Here is a 22,014-nt window from a genome sequence, read left to right as displayed (position 1 = left end):
TCTTAAAAGGTAACAGGAGCGATCGCCGCAATCTCCGGATCTGAGTTACCTACCTGGCTAGTGCTAAGTATCCATAAACACGCTCCCTGTTTATGAAATATCTCAGTCACGCTATCATTCGCTTTTCGTGGTAAAATGCTTCGCCAACTCACCAAAGCTTTCAAGATTTGTTGTAGAGGACTGTCCGCAAGAGAACTGCCTATACTTGTAGTAGAAGAGTCCTCCCAGTCAGCTCGTGCTATCCCAAAGGGTAACAGATCATGTCTGATAGCTTTGTCTAACTTCACCAACTGCTTAAAACTAGTCGCATATTCGGGATGACGAAGTAACCAGTTTTTAAACTCTGGATTATTTTTGATCGCATACGCAATATCTTTAGCATCGAATTGAATGGCAGCCTGAATAACTTTAATCGCTGCATATAAGGCCTGGTTAGAATCTTGAGCACAGTTGTTTGCAGCACCAACATAAGTTGCACCCATCCCATCTCCAATCCGGTAACGCGCTGTCATGATTTCCAACTCACGCACCAAAACTCCCAAGAGTGTACGCTTGACTTCATCGGCATCGTAGTCATTTGTCAGAGCATCTAATTTTATCAGCGTATCGCAAACGGGGCGAATTCCTAACCAACCAAACTGGCGATCGCCCATATAACGAGTCCAAGAAAGCGTTCCTGCAATCAGCCCATCAACGTTGTGACAATAAACTTGGTGATACTCAATCTCAAAGCGTAACTCTCCTGTCAGGGGTTCGCGCACCACTTCTGCCACCCCATACGCAGAATGACCAAAGTAAACAGGGCCTTTCGCTGCGATTTCTCGTTTTTTGCCGCCAATACCGCCATAAACGTGTAGAAGCAAAGCACACTCACCTTCACGCCATTTGGACACTGCTTGCGGAATATCTTTACTCTTGCGATTCAAAAGCACAGATTGTATTTGTCCTTTCTTTGTGGTGATATTATTCCACGAGCGTTTCTTGAGAAATTCCATCGCTAGTTTTCTGCCAACAACCACCTCTCGGGGTTGGACTCGCAACAAAGCACGGGGGGCGATCGCCTGCACAACAAACATTCCGGCAGCGTTTTTTGCACCGTAAATATACCAGCCTGTCTCGTTCAGGGGAGACTTTTCCAGACCATGCTTGGTTGATGAAGAAATATTTTGCTCAGAAGGAATCACCTCAGGCAAAAGCACGACTTCCTCAACAGAGTTAAACTTACGGGAAGCACGATTGAAATGTATAACTCGGAACTGTTCACTTCCTGGCTGGATGGGCTGCAAAAACTTGACTAATCCGTAAAAGCGTCCAGAAATCTGCACCGGTTCACTGATAATGGAAAGGGTGATTTTCCCATTCTGTTCGATCACAATCGGCTCGCGCAGCTTCACGACTATATCATCATTCGGTCTTGAACCAGCCAGCGACTCCAATGGTGTCACCTGACGCCAGTGATTTATCCGAATCGGAACAATTTTCCCCCGTGTGTAGTTGTATAGTGCTTCCGCGTTGAAGTGAACATCCTTTTTGGTTGACTGAACCGATACTTTTGATTCAGGATCGTCAATCCATTGCAAATACACGACTTGTCCTACCAGATGTTTGTGTTTCGCATCTGCGTGATGCACTTCAAACAGAACACCATTAGCACGTTGATCTTGAGGCGGTAAAATTAGTCTTCCCATCCAAGGCGCGATTGGTTCATAAAATTCTGTGTTGACCGACTGATTAAAAGGATAGTATTCTGGTCGATTAAACGCAGCTTCTCGATACCGTTCGTAATTGCTAAGCTTTGTGATCACGAGTTCTTCATTGTAGGGATACTCGTCTCGCAAAATTCCTGATATGATGTCAACTGTTTGACGCAGATAGCTGCGACCATCACTTAAGAATTTATTGGCATCTAAAGGACCACCCGCGCCCATATGACCGACTGGACCGAGTGAAACAAAACTGATTTTACCTAGCCGTTTGGCACGGTTCCAGTAGGATAAGAAGAAGACTTTCCACCGTTTTGGAAACAAAATCGGACCTAAGCGCTCAACTGGGTCTTTGTCACCCACGAGATGGTAAAGATGTTCTGCTAATAGTGCATTAGTATTTCCACTGATGACGCCAGCTAAAGAAATGACCTCAATGGGTGCCTTGTCTAGTGCTTGCTTGAGATAAGAAAGTGCTCCCATTGCTATCTGTCCACCACCGCTGAAACCAATCAGTGTAATTGGGACTGCGCTACCGGGTTTGTAACCGTGGTTAATCAGGCTATTGTACATAACCTGCGCTGTACCTTGATTATAAATTGGTCCGAAGCGCTGGTCAGCAGAAACCGCAACAACAAGCAAATTGCGAATATTAATCGCTAAGGCGAGCAAAGCATTGAAGATACCACCATTCTTGGATTGACTGCGTCGTTCAGCGAAGCGCCAAAAGGGCGAGAGTATTCCACCTTCGGTCAGTGGTCGATTGAAGACTGAATAAGGGATGATTCCTTTAATGAGCACCATATTATCTGGTAAAGCGATCGCTAACTCATGCAAAAACTGATCGCCATCTGGGAAGTACTTGAATGAGGCTTGACCAATCCCATCAAGGTAAATAACATAACGAACAACATTTGTTTGCGGTGGGATTTGTTGTTCTAATATTCCTAGGTTGAGTTTAGTATCAACTTTATCACCATACCAACCAGCCCACCAACCCAACGCTTCGAGGGGTGCTAGGAGTCCAGCAAAGAGGATGGCTATAAAACTAATTTGTAACAAATCAACTGTTAGTTTTAACGCACCTCCCAAAGCGTTGTACCAACCTAACCACAGATGACTCAGTTCCGGAAAGAGTACAGTACAAAGTACGGCAATGAAAACAATTCCTAAAAATATGCTGACTCGCTTCACATTCATACTCTTGTATTGTCTCCTTTATCACCTGCTTTATTTTGGTTGATTCTACGTAATATCTGCGGTCCCGCTTGCAGAAGTTGTTCTACTCCTTGCATATCTGTCACCAAGTGTGTTCCCGCCACTGTGTTAGACAGCCACTTGCCAAGTATTGCAACTGGTCGTCCAATAGTGCGCTGCACAATCTGAAAGACAACCCATCCCAACACACCGCACCACAGCGCTTGCCAAGTACCAATACCAATGGCGACACGCAAGCCCATGACAAATATTAACAGTGTCCAAATAGAAAGCAAGACTTGAATTGCCACACCCAAATAAGGCAATGCCACTAAAAAACTCAATATCAGCGGTGCGTAAGCGAATCCTAATGTAGACCACACGATGTTATAGGGGATATTAGCATGAAATAGTATAAAGCTCACCAGCCATGTACTTAAACCCCAAAATAACACGGTGAATACAAATAACACAGATGAAATGAATAGACTCAGAAGAAAGCGAAGTGGTCTGACTCGGTTAATGAATAGTACCGTCCCCTGACCTACAGCTTGAGAAAACCCAGCAACGAGTATAATGTATAACGCTGCTAGTGAAGCTTGGGGTAGGGTTTGAATCAGATCAAAGGCTTGCGGGTTGAGGGCGATCGCCCCACCTGCAAGCTCCCAAAACCTGTCGAGGGCAGTTTGTGTCATGGCAAATGGCATAAAAAAGCTTATAACTGTTTTAGCTGTTATAGTGTATGTTAATTCACCTTAAAATTCAGTATTAACTCTGTTTTTTTTATTTGGTCTTGACTAAAAGCGGCTTGCTTGAGATTAACCAAAAAAGTTCTATCGCTATACCGGGAATCTAGGTAAATGGCTTTGGTATAAACTTTTTTGGCGGTATTTTGAGCACCATTATCCCAATAGGCGATCGCACTCGCAACTAAAGGGTGAGGATTATTTGGTTCAAGAATAGCAGCACGGTTGGCAGTTAGAATAGCTAAGTTATAAATTTGTAATCTATCCAACGCTAAACTTAAGTTAAAATAGGCAATTTCATTATCTGGCTTGAGAATTGCTGCCAAAGTATGAACTAGAACTGCTGCTGTTAAGTTGCTATCAACCAGATAGACAATTCCCAAAGCATTGTACGCAGGAACAAAGGTAGGCTTTTGATATATTGCTTGCCATAAAGATTGTGCTGCTTGTTGTTCTTTTCCTGCTAAATGCAATGTCCAACCCAAATTAACTCGTCCCATAAGATTTTTGGGTTCGAGTTCCACAGATTTTTGCATTGCGGTAATAGCTTCAGGTAGCCGTCCTTGTTGACGATACAAAAGCCCTAATTGTCGATAGTCACCAGCGGTATTGGCTGCACTGGCTAAAGGTGTACCGAGGGCAAAAGTCAAGAATAGAGATGCACAAATTCCACTGGTTATCTTTACTTTTGCTGGTTTCAACACCTTCATATTCAGTTTCCTTTATCAGTTATCAGTTATCAGTTATAGCAGTCCTATTTCATTTGTGTGAAAGTGCCTGCGCTCTGCGCTTAAAAACAAAGTACATTTGTACATTCTTATTCCCTGTTCCCGTTCAGACGTTCAGCGAAGCTCAGTACCTCCATCCCCTTCATAAGGAGAGGGGAAGGGGTGAGGTACCTCGTTTGTTATAAGTGTTTATCCGGACATGATATAAGCTTGCACTCGCTGGTTGTTCTGCAAAAAAGACTAGTCTAGAGTCCAGTTGTTTGATGTAGACAAAGCATAATTTGAATTTGCTGCGCCTATAAAACTCTAGCAAGTCTTATTCTCAAGCTCTTTGGCATCTGCGCCAAAGAGTTTTTTTACGACACAGAAGGATCTTCGGTTGTTTTCATCTTTTGTAAAAGCTGTTGAACTTGGTAAACTTTATCAGGTCTATTTTGTGCCTTAAAAATATTCAAAGCTTTGTTCACAGATGTTAACGCCTCATTTCGGTTACCTTTTTGCCACAGCACTTGTCCTAAACTTGCTAGTGCGTCAGCATATTCTGGGTTAATTTTTAGTGCTTTTTGAAACTCTGCAATAGCTTCTTCCCAGCGAGTTTGGCTAGCAAGAGCAATGCCCATCGCATTATGAGCAAGAGCATAGCTTGAATTCAAACGAATTGCTTGTTTGTATTCACCAATTGCTTCTTCAGCTTTCTCTTGTTGATAAAGGACATTCCCTAGTTGATAGTGTGCAAAAGCATCTTTAGGAAATTTCTTAATCAACTTGCGTAAATTTTCCTCTGCAGCTGCAAAGTTCCCCTGACCATACAAAACATTTGCTTCTTGAATGAGGCGCGATCGCTCTTGATCGTCCCGATCGCCTATTTGTGCTAGTATAAAATTGGTCTGTAATCTTCTAGGACTCTGGGGTAACGCTGAGAGGCTATGGTCAGTAATAACAGAATCAGTATGATTTTTTGGCGGTTCTGTAGTATCGGCTAGTACTAATGGTAATGTATCAATAACAGATAAAAACCCCAGTATTATAAAAATAAGAGGTTTAGCAAATACCGAATAAGTTAGACTTTTCAGGTTCATAACGCACATTACCTGAATAATTTATCGTTAATGGTTTTAGGGAAGCACATTCAGCATCAAGTAGAGTGAGCATATGCCGTTGAGAACATTTTACCTAAAATTTCCACTTTCAAAAATTAGTCCTTAATAAAATATCTTTGGTCTATATGTGAAGCATCGCCCTTGTTTTGCCAAGCTTATTCCTCCGGCAACAGGCGGACTCAAAGTAGAAACTTTGGGTAATAAGGTGCTTAAAGGCGATCGGATCGCAAATATCATACTGTAGATAAAAATAGCTCGCTTCGCGAGAAAGTCGTTCAACTCAGTTGAAGTATAATTAACACGTATTGATTGCACGCGATAAGTATTTGGTAACTGCTAATGTGGTAATAGGTAATGACTCATACCTCATCCAATTACCGATTACCAATTACTAACAATTACTGATAAAGGTTAGGAGTAAAATTGACTAGCAATACTAACAGAGATTTTAAAAATCAAGTTTCTTGGCAGAAGCGCCTACAGTACAATTTCGACAATTTTATGTCTAAGGGGGGATTGTCAGTATTTCTGGCATTGTTGTCCTTATTTTTTGGAACTTTTGTTGTCATGACAATTGTTCGTTATATATCTGAATTGTTGTTTCCCAACAAAGATATAGAAAGTAGTTCAGAGTTATATTGGGAGGTATTTGTACAGCTTATTGGGCTTAGAGACACAGGAGACAATGCCAATTTAGCGACTAAGATTATTGGTGTGATCACAATTTTTCTTGGTTTAGTTTTGTTCTCCAGCCTAGTAGCTTTCATTACCCAAGAATTTGAATCAAGACTTCAGATATTGCGTCAGGGTCAAAGTCCAGTTATAGAAGAAAATCATACACTTATTCTAGGCTTTACCGACAGAGTTATAGATATTATTCAAGAGTTAGTAGTTGGTAATGAATCAGAACCAGATGCAGTAGTTGTTATCCTCTCTAAACAAGAGAAAGAGGAGATGGATAATTTCCTGAGAAATAATCTTGGCGAGCTTAAAACCACACGAGTGGTGACTCGTAATGGATCAATCACTAATTTAAATGAATTAAATAAAGTTGGAATAAAAGTTGCTAAATCGGTAATCATTTTGAATGATGCCAAAACTTCAGATCCTGATGAAGTGAAGACTTTAGCAGATGCACGGGTTGTCAAAGCAGTCTTGGCAGTGTTGGCAGCTAACGAAGAGGACTCCCTGCCATCTATTGTTGTAGAATTACACTCGCACCAATATCGGCGACTCGCGGAAAATATTGCTCCAGGAGCAGTTACCACTCTGAATGAAGCTGATATTTTGGCTCGGATTTTAGTTCAGACTTCGCGGAGTGTAGGACTAGCGGCAGTTTACTTAAACTTAGTGGGTTTTGAAGGTAACGAATTCTATTTTTATCGTCCAGAAAAAGGCTGGCATAGCCTGAATTTCGGTGAATTACCATTTCATTTTTCAAATGGTATAGCCATAGGTCTGCGTCATGCAAATGCCACCTTAACAATAAAACCAAGCAAAGATTACCAGTTACTTGAAAGTGATGAAGTTATCATTCTGGCAGAAGATGACTCAAGTATCCAGTTTCATTCACAACCTGTCGTGCAACCTAATAATTTTAACTATGGTGACTGTTGCAAAACCCTAGAGCGAAAACCTGAAAAACATCTTATTATTGGTTGGAATGGCAAAACTCCTATTACCCTAAGTGAATATGCTAAATATCTAATTTCAGGTTCCGAGGTTAATCTGGTGGTACAAGATTTAACATCACAAGTGAAAGCTGAATTTGATATTATTGCCGAAAGTTACTCAGACATTAAGATGGATGCTCTGCAAGTTAATCTAGACTCAGTTGAGCAGCTTCTTCGCCTCAAACCGTATGAATATAACAGCATCTCAATTTTGGCAGGTAGAGGAGAAAACTCAGAAGAAATTGATGCTAAAACCCTCACCATTTTGTTAGAACTGCGGCAAATTTTCCGAGAATATACCGCCGAAACCAAAAACCAAGTCACCACCGAATTAATTGCAGAAATAATTGACTCACAAGACACCGATCTAGTCATTAAAGCAGGTGTTAAAGACTTTATCCTTACTAACCAATTTGTTTCTAAAATTCTCGCTCAGGTATCTCAAGAGCCTAGTGTGATGTCAATCTATGAGGATTTGTTTTCAGTAGACGGGAGTGAACTGTATATCAAGCCGATATCGCTTTACTTCTCAAGCAAAGAACTTGGTAGGTTGACTTTCGCTGACTGTGTAAAAGCTGCACAAGAACGTGACGAATTGTGTCTTGGTGTAAAAATTAGCGCACTAGCTCAAAATAAAAATCAAAATTTTGGGATTGACTTAGTACCAAGTTTAGATAAGCCACTAAATTTGACTTTTGATGATGCACTGATTACTTTAGCTGAGGATGAAACATGAGAAGCTAATTTTATGTTTTTATGAATTCAACTTCCGAAGAAGTTTAGAAGACCATTTCGAGTTTAGGGCGGTTGGATGAGTTTAAGTTTCCATCAATTCAACTTCCGAAGAAGTTTAAAGTTATGGAAAGCACTGGAAACCTTCGCGCCTTAACCCTTACACCCTTACACCCTTACACCCTCGTCGCGTTTGCGTAGCGCCCCTCAAAGGGGCTAGCGGCGATAAAAATAGTGACCAAACTGCAATACAGATGGTGAGTTCATGGGGAACTACACTTATCAATCCTTGGAAAAACCAAAAATTTCAATCTCTTCCTGCCTAAAAGTTTCTTTTAATATCTTGCGGAGAACACGCTGGATATTAAGGTGTTTTCCTGGTTTTACTTTTGTCAGTGTCAGAAGCAACAGGTTATCCTGCCCAAAATGTTCTATTCCAGCGACTCGCGTAGGTTCGAGAACATCGTGATCATCTGCCTTTAGCTTTTGTCCTATGTTCTCAACGACTCTGTAGACGTGATCTAAATTGGAGTCATAGGAAACGCTAACTTCCACTCTTGCATATATATACTGCTTAGAATAGTTGATAATTGATCCAATATCCCCATTACGAATAATCTGTAATTGACCATCAGGATGTCGAATCTGAGTTGTTCTTAATTCAATCGCCTCCACAATCCCCTCGACAGGTCTTTCTTCCATTTTCCCAGCTTCGATATAGTCACCCACCAAGTAATAGTTTTCAAACAGAATCAAAAATCCACAAACGACATCATTAATGAGATTTTGTGCTCCAAGACCAACTGCTATACCCACAATCCCTGCACCTGCTAAGATAGGCGCAGGATCAATGCCAATGACCTTGAGTATGGTAACTCCGGCAGTGAAGTAGATAAAATATTTGGTGAAACTCCGTATTAAGGGAATGAGCGTCAGCCGTTTCTGTCGGTTTGAGTCATCTGAATCTGTAGTTCTTAGGTAGAATTCATCAAGGATGAAGTAGGCGACTTGAATCAAAACATTGCTGAGAAAGAAAACACCAATAATCTGAACAATTTTGGGGGTATAAGTACCGAGCCAAGCGATAAACTCTATTTCTGGAACAACGAGATTTACTATGCCGACATAAAGGACGTATTCCAAACATTTTTTGAAGAGTGGAATTAGATGGCGTAAACGCTCGTATAAACGGAGTAGATTGTTAGAACTGGAGTATTTAAGACTAAGAGCATCAAGGGTGTCAACGATAGTAGCAACGGCTTTGACAATGAGTAAACCAACTGTGATGATGATATAGATTTTTAAGGCAATGTAAAGATATTTGGGAACGACTTCTGGAAGGTTAAAAAATTTAGCGCATAAGATAGCAGATGAGAGCCAAATAGTATGAGTGATAATTCTTTTTAATACCTTAAAAAAAGCCTCGGTACTCTCATCATTAGCTTTTATTTGATCAGCGCTCTTGGCGTAATCGCAGACCGAGTCTATACCTCGCTGTAAGGGTGGTATGCTGAATTTAACCAGCATCAGTAAGCTCAGACTTTTCAAGGTTGCCGTGAAGATATTGACCCAGAATTGAGTGGGAATACTGCGAACAAAGTTAAGTTGGAATTCCTTGACGTTTCCGGCTCGATAAATCACCATCCCATTCACACCAATCAGCGCAAGACACAGCACCACACAAATCAAAATCAAAAGTCTGCTGATATTTCTGCGCACAAAGGTGATATTCGCAGTTCTTCCTTGAAGCCAAGAAACTTTAGTAATCTGTCTGAAAATTATTCCAATCAGCAAGTTGAATAGAGAGAAAATAACTATTAAAGAGACGACTTCAGCCAGAACAATTAGTATATTCATTTTTTGAACATGAATGTCAAATAATTGAGATAGTATTATTAATAATATCAACTGCAGTCAAACCTGGGAATATTAAGTACTTACACCAATCCTATCTGATAGCTTGCGTGGCGTAGTCATAGCTGCATATTGAACGTTTTTTATTGCAGGCTCCTACAGCTACTTTTACCCCGACAAGATATTTTCAACCGCTTGCACAATTAAACCACCAGCAGCTATATCAGATGAAATCAGAGCAATATGCTCATCAAAGAACTGGTCATGATCATCCCAAATGTATGGACGGGTGGAAGTTGGTGGCTGTGCAACGACCTTGCGAACTGCCGTGTATAATTCTACAGTAGCGGGGGAAAGGCACACACGTGCATCGTAATGACCAGCAATTACATGTGTGCGAAGGTCAACGGCTTGGACGCCAAACATCAGTGCGATCGCCATATAATGCTGAAATGTTTCTTATGTTAGTCAGTGCTTATATTAATGATTAGCATTATATAAAACGGGATGTTTTATTTTTTGGAAGTCTCTAAGGTTAAGATGAGCTATATTTTTGGTCATGATAAAGACAAATCTCTTGTGACGAACTTCGGGCAACGATATATTCCATCACTTCCTGCCCAGAATTAACCGGGCAATGCACGACACCAGTTGGAATATATAGGAAATCACCTGCTTTTATATCTACAAATCTATTATTTTCAACACCTAATAAAACTCTACACGTTCCTGTAATAATGTATATCGCAGTCTCAAAAGGATGATAGTGTGGGGTTGCACCTGCTCCTGGAGGAATTACCCCGTGAGCCATACTAAGGTGCTTTGAGCCGACAGTTTCTTCAGTTACACCCCAGCCTCGAACATACCCATGATCTGTATCACAAATCCTTTCTGGCTCCTCAACAACTACAACACTACTCACTTGCTGTGGGATGGAAGTATCTAAAATTTCAGAACTCATAAACTATCAGCTTAAAAACTATACTATTCAAAAGAAATTAGTTGTTACATTTTTTAACATGTCAGACTCTTAATTAAGAATACAAGGACAGTTAAGACAGTCAAAAAATATTTATTTAGACGCCGACCGAGACAAGACGAGCGATCTTCGCGTCAGTCTGGCAACGGCGTCCCCGCTCCCGGTTATCTTATTATCTTGCTACCTACTACCACGGTTTCGTCCCAAACGTCACCGTACAGCCAGTTGCCTCGCGCATTTGGGTCGTTGCTGGTGTAGTATTCCTCCCACGCGCTCAGGAGTTCATCGACCGTAAGCTCTCCGTCGCCGTCACTGTCGAGCTTCTGGAAGGCTAGCTCGCTGTTTGCCGACTTACAGCCAAAGGCTTCGTGAAATTTGGCGAACTCACTTTGTTCGAGGGAACCGTCACCATCTCGGTCGCAGACTTTGAAGGTCGCTTCCGCGAGGGGACGGAAGCCTGCTTTATAAGCTTCGGGGTCTTTGGCGAATGCATTGCGTAAGCCATTGCGCCACTCCTCTGGACTCACTTTGCCATCGTTATCGACATCCATCTTGGCTTGTACATAAGTCCAAAAGTCTGTAAACGTCTGGAACAGTTTTTGTCCTTTGGGACTGTCCTTAGGCTCGCCGAGACAATCAGCAATACGAGTGGCCAGAGCGAGTACATCTTCCCATTCAAAAAAACCGTTACCGTCGATATCGGCGTGAGTAAAACAAACATCGAATTTTCTATCTAACAAATCTTGAGGTGCTGCGACAGACATACTTAATCTCCATTATGTGTTTGCAACTTGGGTTAGATGTGGCGAAGCGCATAGACAACACCCGTAAAAAATAACACACCACATTAGATCAATCAGCGCCTCATCTGGATAAGAACCACTCAAAAAGCAGTATAGTAGCTGGTTTTTTTACGTATATTATGATGTATTATTTTGTGCTCATCATATCATACACATAAGGAAGATATAAAGGACAGATAAGACAGTTAAGCAGACAGTTAAAAAATTATTAGGACAGATAAGACAGTTAAGGAAGATAAGAAAAAATAAAATATCCAGCTGTGTTCCACAGCTAGATATTTTATGAGTTGTAAATCGTTAAGCAGACAGTTAAAAAAATTTACGCTTTATGGTAAAAATGCAAAAATACTTTGCACGCTCGCGCAGTACAGTGAAACCAAACAACGTTTTGCCATGCTCGTCATCAGCGCTTCCCCCACCTATCGGTTAGGAAGCGCTGCAGCCAATTCGGTAAATATCGCCGCAACTTATCCAACCAGACGAAAATGCTGACTAAAGGAATTCCAGAGGAGGCGATCGCTACTGACCGATAAATTTTGGATACTAATGGGCGGGTAAGACCACCAGCCAGCTTGCGCAGGATCACCAGGGAGCAAGAAGCTTGACATTAATAAAAGACCTGCTGGGGGAATGAGCCAGAAGGCGATCGCCCAAAGGGCTGAGACTCCTGGGCGTATCGCTAACAATTCAATCTTTATAAACTTGCTTAATCATCCACAATTTGTTACAAAAGTACAGAGAACTTCTATAAACTTAAACTAGAATGCTAGGCGGACTTACTGGTTTAACAGATCCTAAAGGCGGTGACTGGGGCGAGCGTATGCTCAACACTGTCGCGAGCCAAACGATTCGCCACTTGTTCTCTCAAAGCGAGTCAGTGGAAGTCTCTGTTCGCTGCAATCCTTCAAGTAAACTTTTGCAGGGCAGCATCGATAGCTTCACAATGAAAGGTCGTGGTTTAGTTATCCGCAGACAATTCGCAGCTGAAGAACTTTTTGTAGAAACTGATGCCGTTGCCATTGATTTTAGCTCAGTTTTAAGCGGTAAGCTGCGCCTAAAGCAACCGACTCAGGCTATTGCTCAAGTTACCTTACTAGAAGCAGGCATCAACCAATCTTTTAAAGCAGAATTGGTGAAAACGCGCTTAGAAAATCTTACTACACCAGCACTGACAGCGTTATCTGGCGGTCAACCAGTCTCTTTTCCCGAAGTCGAAGTAAAGTTATTGCCTCAAAACCGATTGCGAATTTTAGCCAAGGCAGATTTAAACAATGGTGAACTTGTACCCCTGAATATGACCGTAACTATAGGTATCGAACGGCGACGACGTATTTCTTTTAAAAACCCAGAAATTGATCTTAACGAGGTAAGCGAAGCACAAAAGGAAATCTCACGAACCTTGAGTCTAGCGCTGGTGGAAATTTTAGATAATATGGTGGATTTAGACCGCTTTGATTTGGATGGGGTGAAAATGCGTCTTAATCGTTTAGAAACAGAGGGTGAACGGCTGATTTTTAGTGGTTATGCAGAAATTGAGCGTATCCCCAAAAATCCCTGATTTTTATTTATCTTCATCTGCTGGACGCAGAGTCTCCAAAATAGCGATCCCAGGCACAGCCTGGGAACGAGAAATTAAGTGTTGAGTTAGCGACCAATACCTACGTACTGGAAACCTGCTCTAATCATCGTCTCGGGATCAAGGAAATTACGACCGTCAATCATCACAGGGTGGCTCATCAACTGTGCCATTTTTGCGTATTCCAAGTTTTTGAACTGCTGCCATTCTGTCACAAGCACCAAGGCGTCACAACCATCAGCAAGTCTTTCAGCATCCGTTTCTACCAGCACACCAGAAAGACCATGACGCATACCTGTTTGAGAAACAATTGGATCGTATGCCTTAACTCTTGCTCCCAATCTATTCAACTGTTCAATAACATTAAGCGCTGGAGCATCCCGCATATCATCGGTATCAGGCTTGAAAGTTAAACCTAGCAATCCGACAGTTTTACCTTTAAGAATTTTCAGGGTTTGCTGGAGTTTTTCAATAGCAAGTAACCGCTGGCGTTCATTGACACTCACAGCAGCTTTGAGCAATTGTGTCTCGTAACCGTAATCATCGGCGGTGTGAATAAGTGCAGAAACATCTTTGGGGAAGCAAGAACCACCCCAACCAATACCAGCGTTTAAGAACTTGTTACCAATACGGGAATCTAAACCGATACCTTTTGCCACTTGAGTGACGTCAGCACCAACGCGATCGCAAATATTTGCAACTTCGTTTATAAAACTAATTTTAGTTGCCAAAAAAGCATTAGCAGCATATTTAATCATCTCCGCTGAACTCAAGTCTGTTACCAGCACTGGTACTGGGGGTAGAGATGGATCAGCTGCAAATTTGCGCTCAACAATCGGGGCATACAGTTCTTGCATCATGGCGATCGCTCTGGGACTGTTGCCTCCTAAGACGATACGGTCAGGATTAAACGTATCAGACACCGCCGACCCTTCCCGTAAAAACTCTGGATTACTAACGACATCAAATTTTGCTGTTGTCTCAGCTAAGTTATCGTAGCTTGGCGCTCCACCTGCGGTGATGAGTGTATTTTGGCGTTCGGCAATGCCATCTAAAACAATCATCCGCACCCAGTCTCCTGAACCAATGGGCACTGTAGATTTATTCACAATCACCTTGTACCCACCGTCTAAATGGGCACCAATACCACGGGCAACTGCTTCAACGTAGCGGGTATCGCTCTCCCCTGTTGGTAAAGGTGGTGTTCCCACGGCAATAAATAAAATTTCCCCGTGGGCTACTCCTGCAGCTAAGTCTGTTGAGAACTCAATCTTACCTGTATTAATCGCAGATTGCATAATGTCTGATAGTCCAGGTTCAAAGATAGGCGACTGCCCCGACTTCATTATTTTGACTTTCTCTTCGTTGTTATCTATACAAACAACATCATGCCCGATGTGAGCTAAACATGCACCTGTGACCAGACCTACATAACCAGTACCGATGACGCAAACACGCATTTTTTGCTATTCCTCACTTTTAGGGGTTAATTTTTTACAAGATATTTTCCGTTTTGAAGTCCTGAGTATCAAACTCACCCAATAACAACTCAGGAGATATCGCCCTTGTTGCATCAAGGGGTTTCCTTTCGTTCGAGGGCTAGGAGTTACGGGGCGCCACACGCTCGCGGAAATCTTCTATAGTCAGCTTTAACCCCTGTTGCAAAGGAATGCTAGGTTCCCAATTTAACCAAGTTTTTGCCCTTGTAATGTCGGGACGGCGGCGACGTGGATCGTCAGAAGGTAATGGTTCAAACTTGATCTGTGCGTCGGGGTTCACCAAATCTTGTACTGCTTTCGCCAATTCTAAAATCGTATACTCATCAGGATTTCCCAAATTGACAGGACCAACGTATTCGTTATTCATCAGTCGTATCAGTCCGTCTACCAAATCTGATACGTAACAAAAACTACGGGTTTGCAAACCCTCTCCATAAACGGTTAAAGGAATACCCCGCAACGCTTGAACGACAAAGTTGCTGACAACTCGACCATCGTTTTCTAGCATTCGAGGCCCATAAGTGTTAAATATGCGGGCTACCCGAACATCGACTTTATTTTGTCTGTAATAATCAAATGTCAAAGTCTCAGCAATTCTTTTGCCTTCGTCATAACATGAGCGAATTCCAATAGGATTAACGTTACCCCAGTATTCTTCGCTTTGAGGATGAATTTCTGGATCACCGTAGACTTCACTCGTAGAAGCCAACAAAAACCGTGCCTTCACACGTTTAGCCAACCCCAGCATATTTAACGTCCCCATAACGTTAGTTTTGACTGTTTTCACGGGGTTGTACTGGTAATGTACTGGGGAGGCTGGACAAGCCAGATGGTAAATTTGATCAACTTCCAAGCGAATCGGTTCAGTAATGTCATGGCGGATCATTTCAAAGGAAGGATGATCTAACCATTTGAGTATGTTCCCTTTGTGCCCTGTGTAAAAGTTATCCAAGCAAAGGATATCGTGCCCACCAGCTATTAATCGGTCGATTAGATGGGAGCCAATAAACCCAGCACCGCCCGTTACCAAAATTCTCATAGTTCCCCAATTACTTACAGATATTTGCAGTAGTGATTGCGCTTGTCTTCAGATGACCCAGCCTTGAAACCAAAGTACACTACTAGTGTCTCATTGATAAGGTTTTGTTAAACTTAGCAGTTTACCCAGAAATGCATTTTTGTTATCTTTGCATCTTTTTGCTTCAATTTTTTTGATTGTAAGTCACAAATACCTTGGTTTACACTAGAAAAATAGCAAAATCATCGCAAAAATGTAAGCTGTTTCGCAATATTTCACCGAATCTTTAAAAATATAAAGTTTTTCGTAGATATTCAAAGTTTTTACTTACGTAAAGCCGGTTAAATTTTAACCATAAAAGAACTAAATCAGCTAACTAAAACAAGCTTTACCTTATATAGCGTGTGAATTCTGTACAACTGAGTGGAGAGGTTATAATCTATGCTCATGTCCACAGTCTTTGATTCCTCAATTTTTCAATTAATACCCTTTCACAAAAATCCTGATACATTTGACTCCCTCTACTTCCTCTACCTACCTCATACTAAGTTGCGTTCAAAGAGATAATTTCATAAACGAACCACGTTAGCGTTCGCAAAGCGACACGCTTTGCGAACGCTAACGTGTCCATAGGACATAGACGCGAACGCGAGTGCGTGCGCCTTCGCGCACAGAGCGCTAAGGAAGAAAAAAGAAGATTACCTGTATGAATGAAACTTGGTATCAACAGATAAATTTCTTAACTGAACCGTATTGGATTCTGAGTTTTGTGTTCTGCGTTGTTGCTCATAGAAGAGGAAAACTTTTTCGTTTCATTTTCCAGTATTGTGAATAGGCGGGAAAAGTAGGAAAAGTAAGTTTTATAGGTTATGGGGCTTGCTGAAGTTTTCGTTCTTTGAATTAATACCAAGTTGCTATATGATAGAGAAAAAAATATAATATCTATCAGTTTTATACATATCTAGGTGAAACCGACGATTTTTAAGGGGTTCTTTAAGGATCACACTCAAAAGTTTAAAAAAACTCTTCTGATTAACTGAACTCTATCGACATATACGATTCCTCCGCAGATTTTTGAACGCAAGTCAGTACAGTTTGTGTTAAGCGTTAAGAGTTCTCTACCTCAACGAGTTTGTTCATAAACCAAACCAGTCCTATATAACCATGTTGAATTACACAATTCCTTCTGACATAGCAGCTGTGGTACTACTAGTGACTTCAGTTTGTACAATAATATCTTGAGTACGTTGAGGTTCTCCTAGCATAACAATTGAACAGGTGAGTTGCTTAGCTAATTGAGTTGTGACATCGCTAATAGCTAATCCTCCTGGAACAGTGCGATTACGTATAAAAGGTAATACAACTAAGTCATATAATCGTGCTGCTTGCAAAATCGCTTGAGCAGTATTCTCATGAGGTATGATTTGGATTTCTGGTGGATTTTGCAGTGCTAATCTAGAAATCAGTAGAGATAATTGCGATCGCCTCCAAGCAATCTTACTTGAACTAGTACGTCGTTCGCAGACATTTAATACGGTAACTTGGGCTTGATTTGCATCTGCTAAAATCTGTGCAAATTTTACAGGCTGCAATGAAGGTGTCATCAAATTTTCCAGTGGTACCAAGATGCGCTGAAATTTTTTTGGTGATTCTACCAGACGTGTGACTGCTACTGGACAATGGGATGCCCACAAAACGTTATCAATTACATTACCAAATAAACGTGCTTTGAATCCAGTACGTTTACCCCAACCCATGATAATCAAACTAGCTTTTTGTTCTCGCGAAGCCCTACTAATTCCTTGGGCAAAAGCATCGTCAATTCTTAGCAATGGTTCTGCTTCGACTCCCAAGACTTTACTCAGTGCGGTGGCTTTTGCCAGTAAGCGGTGACTTCTTTGCACAGAAGCGTCTAATTGGGGTGCATCCATATGAGCAAAAGCGGTTGCGATCGCTAGTGGTATAATTCTGCCATGAGACTGTCGTGCCAATAGCGCCGCCATTTCAATCAGGTGCTGTTGTGTTTGGGGATTGTGGACAGGAACTACTATACTGTATGAGCTATCGTTTTCTTCTTGGTTCTGGTAAGTCAGATTGACAGTCCCTATGTCTTTCATTCCTGAGTTCGTCAAACCTACAGCGACTCGACTGGTTATGAATAGTCCCAAGGTTGAAGTGATGAGCATAAGGACGATAACGCTACTCAATATCCTATCATCAAGCAGCTTAGCTTGATATCCCATAATGGTTGCTCCTAACGTTGCACCCACTTGAGGTACAGACAGCGACCACATTGTAAGCGTTTCTTGCCAGTTGTAGCGATAAATAAGTTTTACCAAATAAGCAGCGATAAATTTGCTTGCTACTAAACCGATAATAATAAAAAATGTTAGCTCAAGGGTATCAATGCTTTGTAAAAAGGCAGGCACATTAACGAGCAAGCCAACGTTAACAAAGAAGATGGGAATAAACAATACACTCCCAACAAACACGACCTTTTCTTTAACTGGACCTTCTCCCACAGTTTCATTAACAGCCAACCCTGCTAAAAAGGCTCCAACAATTTTTTCTACTCCAATCAATTGTGCTCCCACAGTAGCAAGAAAAACACAGAGTAACACAAACAAAAACTGATTGCCCTCTTCATCACCAGAACGGCGAAAAAATTGTTTACCTGCCCAATCAAAACCTACTAAAACGACAATTGAGTAGAGTGTTAATAAAGTTATTAATGTCATCAGCCGCCCAAAGCTGAATGATCCATCTTTGATTGCTACACAGATGGCTAACACTAACAAGGCAGCAAGATCAGTAACAATACTAGCCCCAATAGAAACACTTATGGCTTCATTATTGACTACACCCAAACGACTAAGAATGGGATATGCCAAAAGGGTATGAGATGCGAACAAAGAGCCAATTAATATTGACGAATTCCACTCAAAGTCAAAAAACCGCCCAATAAAAGTTCCCACGACTAAAGGAACCAAAAAGCTCAAGCTGCCAAATCCCAACGATTGATTTTTTGTGCGACGAAACTGCTGTATATCTATTTCTAAGCCTGCGACAAACATTAAGTAAACTAACCCAATGTTTGATAGCACAGGCATCATCGCTGATTCTGTGTGTAATAAATTCCAGCCGTAAGGACCAAGCACGACTCCGGAAACTAGCAAACCTACTAATCCTGGTAGTTGCAACCGCTCAAACAGGATAGGCACGACTAAAATAACTACCAGTAAAATCGCAAAGGGAACGATTGGTTCCTTGGCGAAAATTTGGGAAGTTGGTTCCAACGCAAGAACTTGTAAGATGAGTTCCATAGGTAGGACGCAGAAGTGGGCATAGTGAAACTTTGATTACTTAAGCGTAATCGCTGAATCTATTCAATTGCAAAAGTCACCCTAATGAAAAAATCAAAAAACCTTAGCTAGACTACCAAAACGATGATCTAAGAACTAACTATCTATGGATGGATCTGGCTCAATATGAACCGTAAGCGATCGTAGTCATCTTTAAGCAATACGCTCAAGGTACGTCCGGCTTTGATTATCCATTGTCGATCAGCTTTGCGTAACTGATAAACCTCTCGAATGGCAGCTGCAGTTAAAGATTCTACAGGAGCACCATTGATAGAAAGTAGTGTTCGCAAAAAATCTAATTCTTCGGTAAACTTAATAATTGCTTCGCTTTCACATCGGAAAACCGCTTGATGAACTTGTGGGGGACGAGGAGGCAGATACTGAAATACCCTAGTATTTGAAACATGAGCATCTGGTGATTGCTCAAATCCTACAATTGCAGCACGAAACTCTGTTTTTAGCATAGCAAATATCTGGGGTTGTTCCTCTCGCAAGTCCTGCAGTGACAATCCTAGAGCAACTGCCCGATGTACGGAATCCACAGGCATAGTTGTTGCAGAATACACCACAGCATAAATTTGATTGCCTGACTCCTCATCAACTGAACGTACCCAGCTGCCAAAGCTCGGCATAGAGGGAAAGCTCAAATCGTCGGGTTCCAAACACTGAGCTAAAAATTCGCAACTAGAAGTTTCGATAACCTCCGCGATATGATTCGGATGGCGATCGCTTCTATCAAACTGTGGTAAAGGAAGGCGCATAAGCAATTCAAAAAGAAGAATTTACCAATTCCCAAGCCAGAAGTGAGCCAGGGCGGTCTTGGGGTTGGGGGTTTCCAACGCCAGAACAAGCGTGTTCAAAGTAGCGTCTGGGTCAGGAGAGGGAAACCAGGACTATGGCACAAAGTGCCACGCTGCTTTGAACAGTACTGGCTCCCCATGAGCGACTGGCGAACCCCCAAGGGATCACAAGTCAGAAGGCAATTAGTAAGGTCAACAAAGCGCCAGTGTGTTGTTGACCACTCAATCAAAAATTCACTTAGCTTAACAAAGCCCTTAGCCAGGAGGCGACAGTCGCCACGTTACACGAAGCTACCTAGAGGGCGTCCACAAGTCGCGAAACCCGATACCAGTCGCCTCAACGGAGCGAACCTGTGCACGGTAAGACAGCACGGCGAAGTCCTTGTCTCCCGACAAAGGCGACTGCGTAAGCGCAAGTGTGTCCCTTTGGGAGTTACAAGGTAGCGTCTGGGCAGGAGATACCCGAAGGGCGCTGGCTCCCCATAGCGCTACCTCCTCCTGACTAACAGGTGCAAGGTTGTTTAACTAATGACTAATGACTAACGACTAATGACTATTTCGCTTTCTTACGTCCTGCTGTGGTTTCTACAACTTCTAATTCCGAGAGGCGAAAGGTAACGAGTTTATCCCAGTTTCCACCTTCAAACAGGACAGCAACTTTGCCATCACTCAGGCGTTGCACAAGTCCTTCAAAACGATAGTAGGTGTCTTGTGGATTTTTGACGCGAACAGTTGCTCCTGGTAAGATCATCATCTTTTCCCTTGGTTGTTTCCTGTTAATAGCTTAATCTTTCTTAAGCTAGGTTTGTATTAGTACTATTTACTCATGCTATTGATTAACCACTATAATTTGGGTTAATAAAACCCACTCCTACAAGAAGTGGGACAGACAGTCGCTGCTTTCGGCTGAGTTTCAACAACTAATACTTCTGCCGTTGTCGAAAATTTGCGACCGATTCTACCAGCCCCAAGGCAATGAAGTTTGTTAGCATTGCTGAACGACCATAACTCATCCAAGGAAGGGGAATCCCTGCTACTGGTGCTAAACCAACGGTCATACCAATGTTAACAATCATCTGAAACACAATCATAGACAAAACGCCTGCAGCGACCAAAGAGCCAAAGTTATCTTTGGCAGTTTGGGCAACATGTAATAGCCGCTGACAAATGAAGCAGAAGATAACCAATACGACTAGACAGCCAATAAAACCAAATTCTTCACCTACAGCGGAGAAGATAAAGTCTGTATGCTGTTCTGGGACAAAATTTAATTGAGTCATAGGACCTTTGAAAAGACCCCATCCCCACCATTCACCAGCACCAATGGCAATGCGCGATTGAATAAGGTGATATCCCGCGTTTAGAGGATCGTGTTCAGGATTCATGAATACAGTCAGTCGGTTTTTTTGATACTCCTTCAAAACATGATTCCAGGCAAAGATACCTAATTCACCACCCAAAAGGTTAAGAGCGATCGCGCCTATACCGCCGATGACGTTTTGTTTCCTAGGCAGAGTTAAAAATCCAACCAGTCCCATAGTAGCTGACCAGATTAACCCTAAGGCTGTGAGGGATAGTTGATTAAACAAAACTATCGGTTGTTCAGATAACGGCCAAGATATGCTGAACAAAATCCCTGCAATAATCGGAGAGATTAGTAGTATTAACCAGCCAGGATGGGCATTTGCCCAATACAACATTCCCAAGACAATCGAACCAAAAACCAATGATGTTGCCAAATCTGGCTGTAAGAAGACCAATCCCCAAGGCACAGCGGTGATTGCTAAAGCCCTGAAGACATTATCAAGATTAGAAGCAGTGCGCTTGTGTAACAGTGCTGCTAGGGTAATAATTAATCCTAGTTTGGCAAATTCTGAAGGTTGTACCGCAATACCAGCAATGTTAATCCACCGTTGTGCTCCTTTAGCACTTTGACCAACTACCATCACAGCAATCAGGCTAAAGTTGGTGATGCCGTAAGTGATCCAGTGCAAGTGAATCAAATTTTCGTAACGGCTTCTAGCAATAAATAGGGCAATAATTAAGCCAATGCCTCCCATGAGCCAGTGCCACCACCAATCAGTGAGTCCCTGATTCAACTCCGTACTGCGGATCATGATACCGCCAAATATGGTGAGAGCAATTGGTAAACAAAATAACAATAAATCTACTTGATGCCAAGGTTTGACCCAGAACTTCCAACTAACTCTGGGAAGCGAACGTTTTGCCAACATTGTATGCGTT

At 42.0% G+C, this 22,014-nt stretch carries 17 protein-coding genes; 2 read left to right on the top strand and 15 right to left on the bottom strand.

Features of this window, described 5'->3' with window-relative positions; all coding sequences use genetic code 11:
• Positions 1–2 precede the first annotated feature (2 nt).
• The 4 genes from AC5590_RS14875 to AC5590_RS14860 form a co-directional block, all read right to left on the bottom strand.
• The gene (locus tag AC5590_RS14875) at positions 3–2,903 is read right to left on the bottom strand and encodes a CAAX protease (RefSeq protein ID WP_169264382.1); all 2,901 of its coding nucleotides are present in this window, start codon (positions 2,901–2,903) and stop codon (positions 3–5) included.
• Positions 2,900–3,595 carry a hypothetical protein gene (locus AC5590_RS14870; protein WP_169264381.1) on the bottom strand — a complete coding sequence of 232 codons (696 nt, stop codon included), beginning with the start codon at positions 3,593–3,595 and terminating at the stop codon, positions 2,900–2,902. Before AC5590_RS14870 ends, AC5590_RS14875 begins: the two co-directional genes overlap by 4 nt.
• A gap of 50 nt (positions 3,596–3,645) precedes the next feature.
• Entirely contained in the window at positions 3,646–4,356 is a 711-nt protein-coding gene (locus tag AC5590_RS14865) for a tetratricopeptide repeat protein (RefSeq protein WP_169264380.1), read from the bottom strand.
• A 374-nt stretch (positions 4,357–4,730) separates the two neighbouring features.
• Positions 4,731–5,453, bottom strand: coding sequence for a tetratricopeptide repeat protein (locus AC5590_RS14860; protein ID WP_169264379.1), 723 nt, complete (start codon positions 5,451–5,453; stop codon positions 4,731–4,733).
• Positions 5,454–5,897: 444 nt separating this feature from the next.
• Between AC5590_RS14860 and AC5590_RS14855 the strand changes: the two genes are divergently transcribed.
• Entirely contained in the window at positions 5,898–7,883 is a 1,986-nt protein-coding gene (locus AC5590_RS14855) for a CASTOR/POLLUX-related putative ion channel (protein ID WP_211178373.1), read from the top strand.
• 278 nt (positions 7,884–8,161) lie between these two features.
• Here AC5590_RS14855 and AC5590_RS14850 read toward each other — a convergent pair whose 3' ends face one another.
• The 5 genes from AC5590_RS14850 to AC5590_RS14830 all read right to left on the bottom strand — a co-directional run bounded on the left by AC5590_RS14850 (position 8,162) and on the right by AC5590_RS14830 (position 12,201).
• Positions 8,162–9,736 carry a mechanosensitive ion channel family protein gene (locus AC5590_RS14850; RefSeq protein WP_169264378.1) on the bottom strand — a complete coding sequence of 525 codons (1,575 nt, stop codon included), beginning with the start codon at positions 9,734–9,736 and terminating at the stop codon, positions 8,162–8,164.
• A gap of 165 nt (positions 9,737–9,901) precedes the next feature.
• Positions 9,902–10,174 (bottom strand): hypothetical protein, encoded by a 273-nt coding sequence (locus AC5590_RS14845; protein WP_246163122.1) that lies wholly within the window; start codon positions 10,172–10,174, stop codon positions 9,902–9,904.
• Between the two features lie 94 nt (positions 10,175–10,268).
• Positions 10,269–10,694, bottom strand: coding sequence for a cupin domain-containing protein (locus AC5590_RS14840; protein WP_169264377.1), 426 nt, complete (start codon positions 10,692–10,694; stop codon positions 10,269–10,271).
• A gap of 182 nt (positions 10,695–10,876) precedes the next feature.
• A complete protein-coding gene (locus AC5590_RS14835) occupies positions 10,877–11,476 on the bottom strand; it encodes an EF-hand domain-containing protein (protein WP_169264376.1) in 600 nt (199 codons plus the stop codon).
• Between the two features lie 506 nt (positions 11,477–11,982).
• Positions 11,983–12,201: a hypothetical protein gene (locus AC5590_RS14830; protein WP_169264358.1), complete on the bottom strand. Its 219-nt coding sequence runs from the start codon at positions 12,199–12,201 to the stop codon at positions 11,983–11,985.
• Between the two features lie 77 nt (positions 12,202–12,278).
• Here AC5590_RS14830 and AC5590_RS14825 point away from each other — a divergent pair, with 77 nt between their 5' ends.
• Entirely contained in the window at positions 12,279–13,073 is a 795-nt protein-coding gene (locus AC5590_RS14825) for an LmeA family phospholipid-binding protein (protein ID WP_169264375.1), read from the top strand.
• Positions 13,074–13,159: 86 nt separating this feature from the next.
• On the opposite strand, the gene AC5590_RS14820 is transcribed toward AC5590_RS14825, so the two are convergent.
• From AC5590_RS14820 to rodA, 6 genes are all read right to left on the bottom strand, one after another.
• Complete coding sequence (locus AC5590_RS14820) at positions 13,160–14,551, bottom strand: UDP-glucose dehydrogenase family protein (protein WP_169264374.1); 1,392 nt, start codon at positions 14,549–14,551, stop codon at positions 13,160–13,162.
• Between the two features lie 139 nt (positions 14,552–14,690).
• Entirely contained in the window at positions 14,691–15,629 is a 939-nt protein-coding gene (locus tag AC5590_RS14815; protein WP_169264373.1) for a UDP-glucuronic acid decarboxylase family protein, read from the bottom strand.
• A gap of 1,151 nt (positions 15,630–16,780) precedes the next feature.
• Positions 16,781–18,931 (bottom strand): cation:proton antiporter domain-containing protein, encoded by a 2,151-nt coding sequence (locus AC5590_RS14810; RefSeq protein WP_169264372.1) that lies wholly within the window; start codon positions 18,929–18,931, stop codon positions 16,781–16,783.
• A 143-nt stretch (positions 18,932–19,074) separates the two neighbouring features.
• Positions 19,075–19,731, bottom strand: a complete 657-nt coding sequence (locus AC5590_RS14805) for an HAS-barrel domain-containing protein (RefSeq protein ID WP_169264371.1) — start codon at positions 19,729–19,731, stop codon at positions 19,075–19,077.
• A 592-nt stretch (positions 19,732–20,323) separates the two neighbouring features.
• Positions 20,324–20,521, bottom strand: a complete 198-nt coding sequence (locus AC5590_RS14800; protein ID WP_169264406.1) for an NAD(P)H dehydrogenase subunit NdhS — start codon at positions 20,519–20,521, stop codon at positions 20,324–20,326.
• A 169-nt stretch (positions 20,522–20,690) separates the two neighbouring features.
• The gene (gene rodA, locus AC5590_RS14795) at positions 20,691–22,004 is read right to left on the bottom strand and encodes a rod shape-determining protein RodA (RefSeq protein ID WP_169264370.1); all 1,314 of its coding nucleotides are present in this window, start codon (positions 22,002–22,004) and stop codon (positions 20,691–20,693) included.
• Positions 22,005–22,014: the final 10 nt, after the last annotated feature.

The organism is Brasilonema octagenarum UFV-OR1, assembly GCF_963888615.1.
GTDB lineage: Bacteria > Cyanobacteriota > Cyanobacteriia > Cyanobacteriales > Nostocaceae > Brasilonema > Brasilonema sennae.
The sequence above is the reverse complement of the archived record's forward strand: the minus strand, read 5'-3'. Positions and strand labels throughout refer to the sequence as shown.

What these genes read in the sequence shown, in the direction of transcription:
- AC5590_RS14875 (WP_169264382.1), bottom strand. Translation starts at nt 2,903, where the DNA reads ATGAATGTGAAGCGAGTCAGCATATTTTTAGGAATTGTTTTCATTGCC.
- AC5590_RS14870 (WP_169264381.1), bottom strand. Translation starts at nt 3,595, where the DNA reads ATGACACAAACTGCCCTCGACAGGTTTTGGGAGCTTGCAGGTGGGGCG.
- AC5590_RS14865 (WP_169264380.1), bottom strand. Translation starts at nt 4,356, where the DNA reads ATGAAGGTGTTGAAACCAGCAAAAGTAAAGATAACCAGTGGAATTTGT.
- AC5590_RS14860 (WP_169264379.1), bottom strand. Translation starts at nt 5,453, where the DNA reads ATGAACCTGAAAAGTCTAACTTATTCGGTATTTGCTAAACCTCTTATT.
- AC5590_RS14850 (WP_169264378.1), bottom strand. Translation starts at nt 9,736, where the DNA reads ATGAATATACTAATTGTTCTGGCTGAAGTCGTCTCTTTAATAGTTATT.
- AC5590_RS14845 (WP_246163122.1), bottom strand. Translation starts at nt 10,174, where the DNA reads ATGGCGATCGCACTGATGTTTGGCGTCCAAGCCGTTGACCTTCGCACA.
- AC5590_RS14840 (WP_169264377.1), bottom strand. Translation starts at nt 10,694, where the DNA reads ATGAGTTCTGAAATTTTAGATACTTCCATCCCACAGCAAGTGAGTAGT.
- AC5590_RS14835 (WP_169264376.1), bottom strand. Translation starts at nt 11,476, where the DNA reads ATGTCTGTCGCAGCACCTCAAGATTTGTTAGATAGAAAATTCGATGTT.
- AC5590_RS14825 (WP_169264375.1), top strand. Translation starts at nt 12,279, where the DNA reads ATGCTAGGCGGACTTACTGGTTTAACAGATCCTAAAGGCGGTGACTGG.
- AC5590_RS14820 (WP_169264374.1), bottom strand. Translation starts at nt 14,551, where the DNA reads ATGCGTGTTTGCGTCATCGGTACTGGTTATGTAGGTCTGGTCACAGGT.
- AC5590_RS14815 (WP_169264373.1), bottom strand. Translation starts at nt 15,629, where the DNA reads ATGAGAATTTTGGTAACGGGCGGTGCTGGGTTTATTGGCTCCCATCTA.
- AC5590_RS14810 (WP_169264372.1), bottom strand. Translation starts at nt 18,931, where the DNA reads ATGGAACTCATCTTACAAGTTCTTGCGTTGGAACCAACTTCCCAAATT.
- AC5590_RS14805 (WP_169264371.1), bottom strand. Translation starts at nt 19,731, where the DNA reads ATGCGCCTTCCTTTACCACAGTTTGATAGAAGCGATCGCCATCCGAAT.
- AC5590_RS14800 (WP_169264406.1), bottom strand. Translation starts at nt 20,521, where the DNA reads ATGATCTTACCAGGAGCAACTGTTCGCGTCAAAAATCCACAAGACACC.
- rodA (WP_169264370.1), bottom strand. Translation starts at nt 22,004, where the DNA reads ATGTTGGCAAAACGTTCGCTTCCCAGAGTTAGTTGGAAGTTCTGGGTC.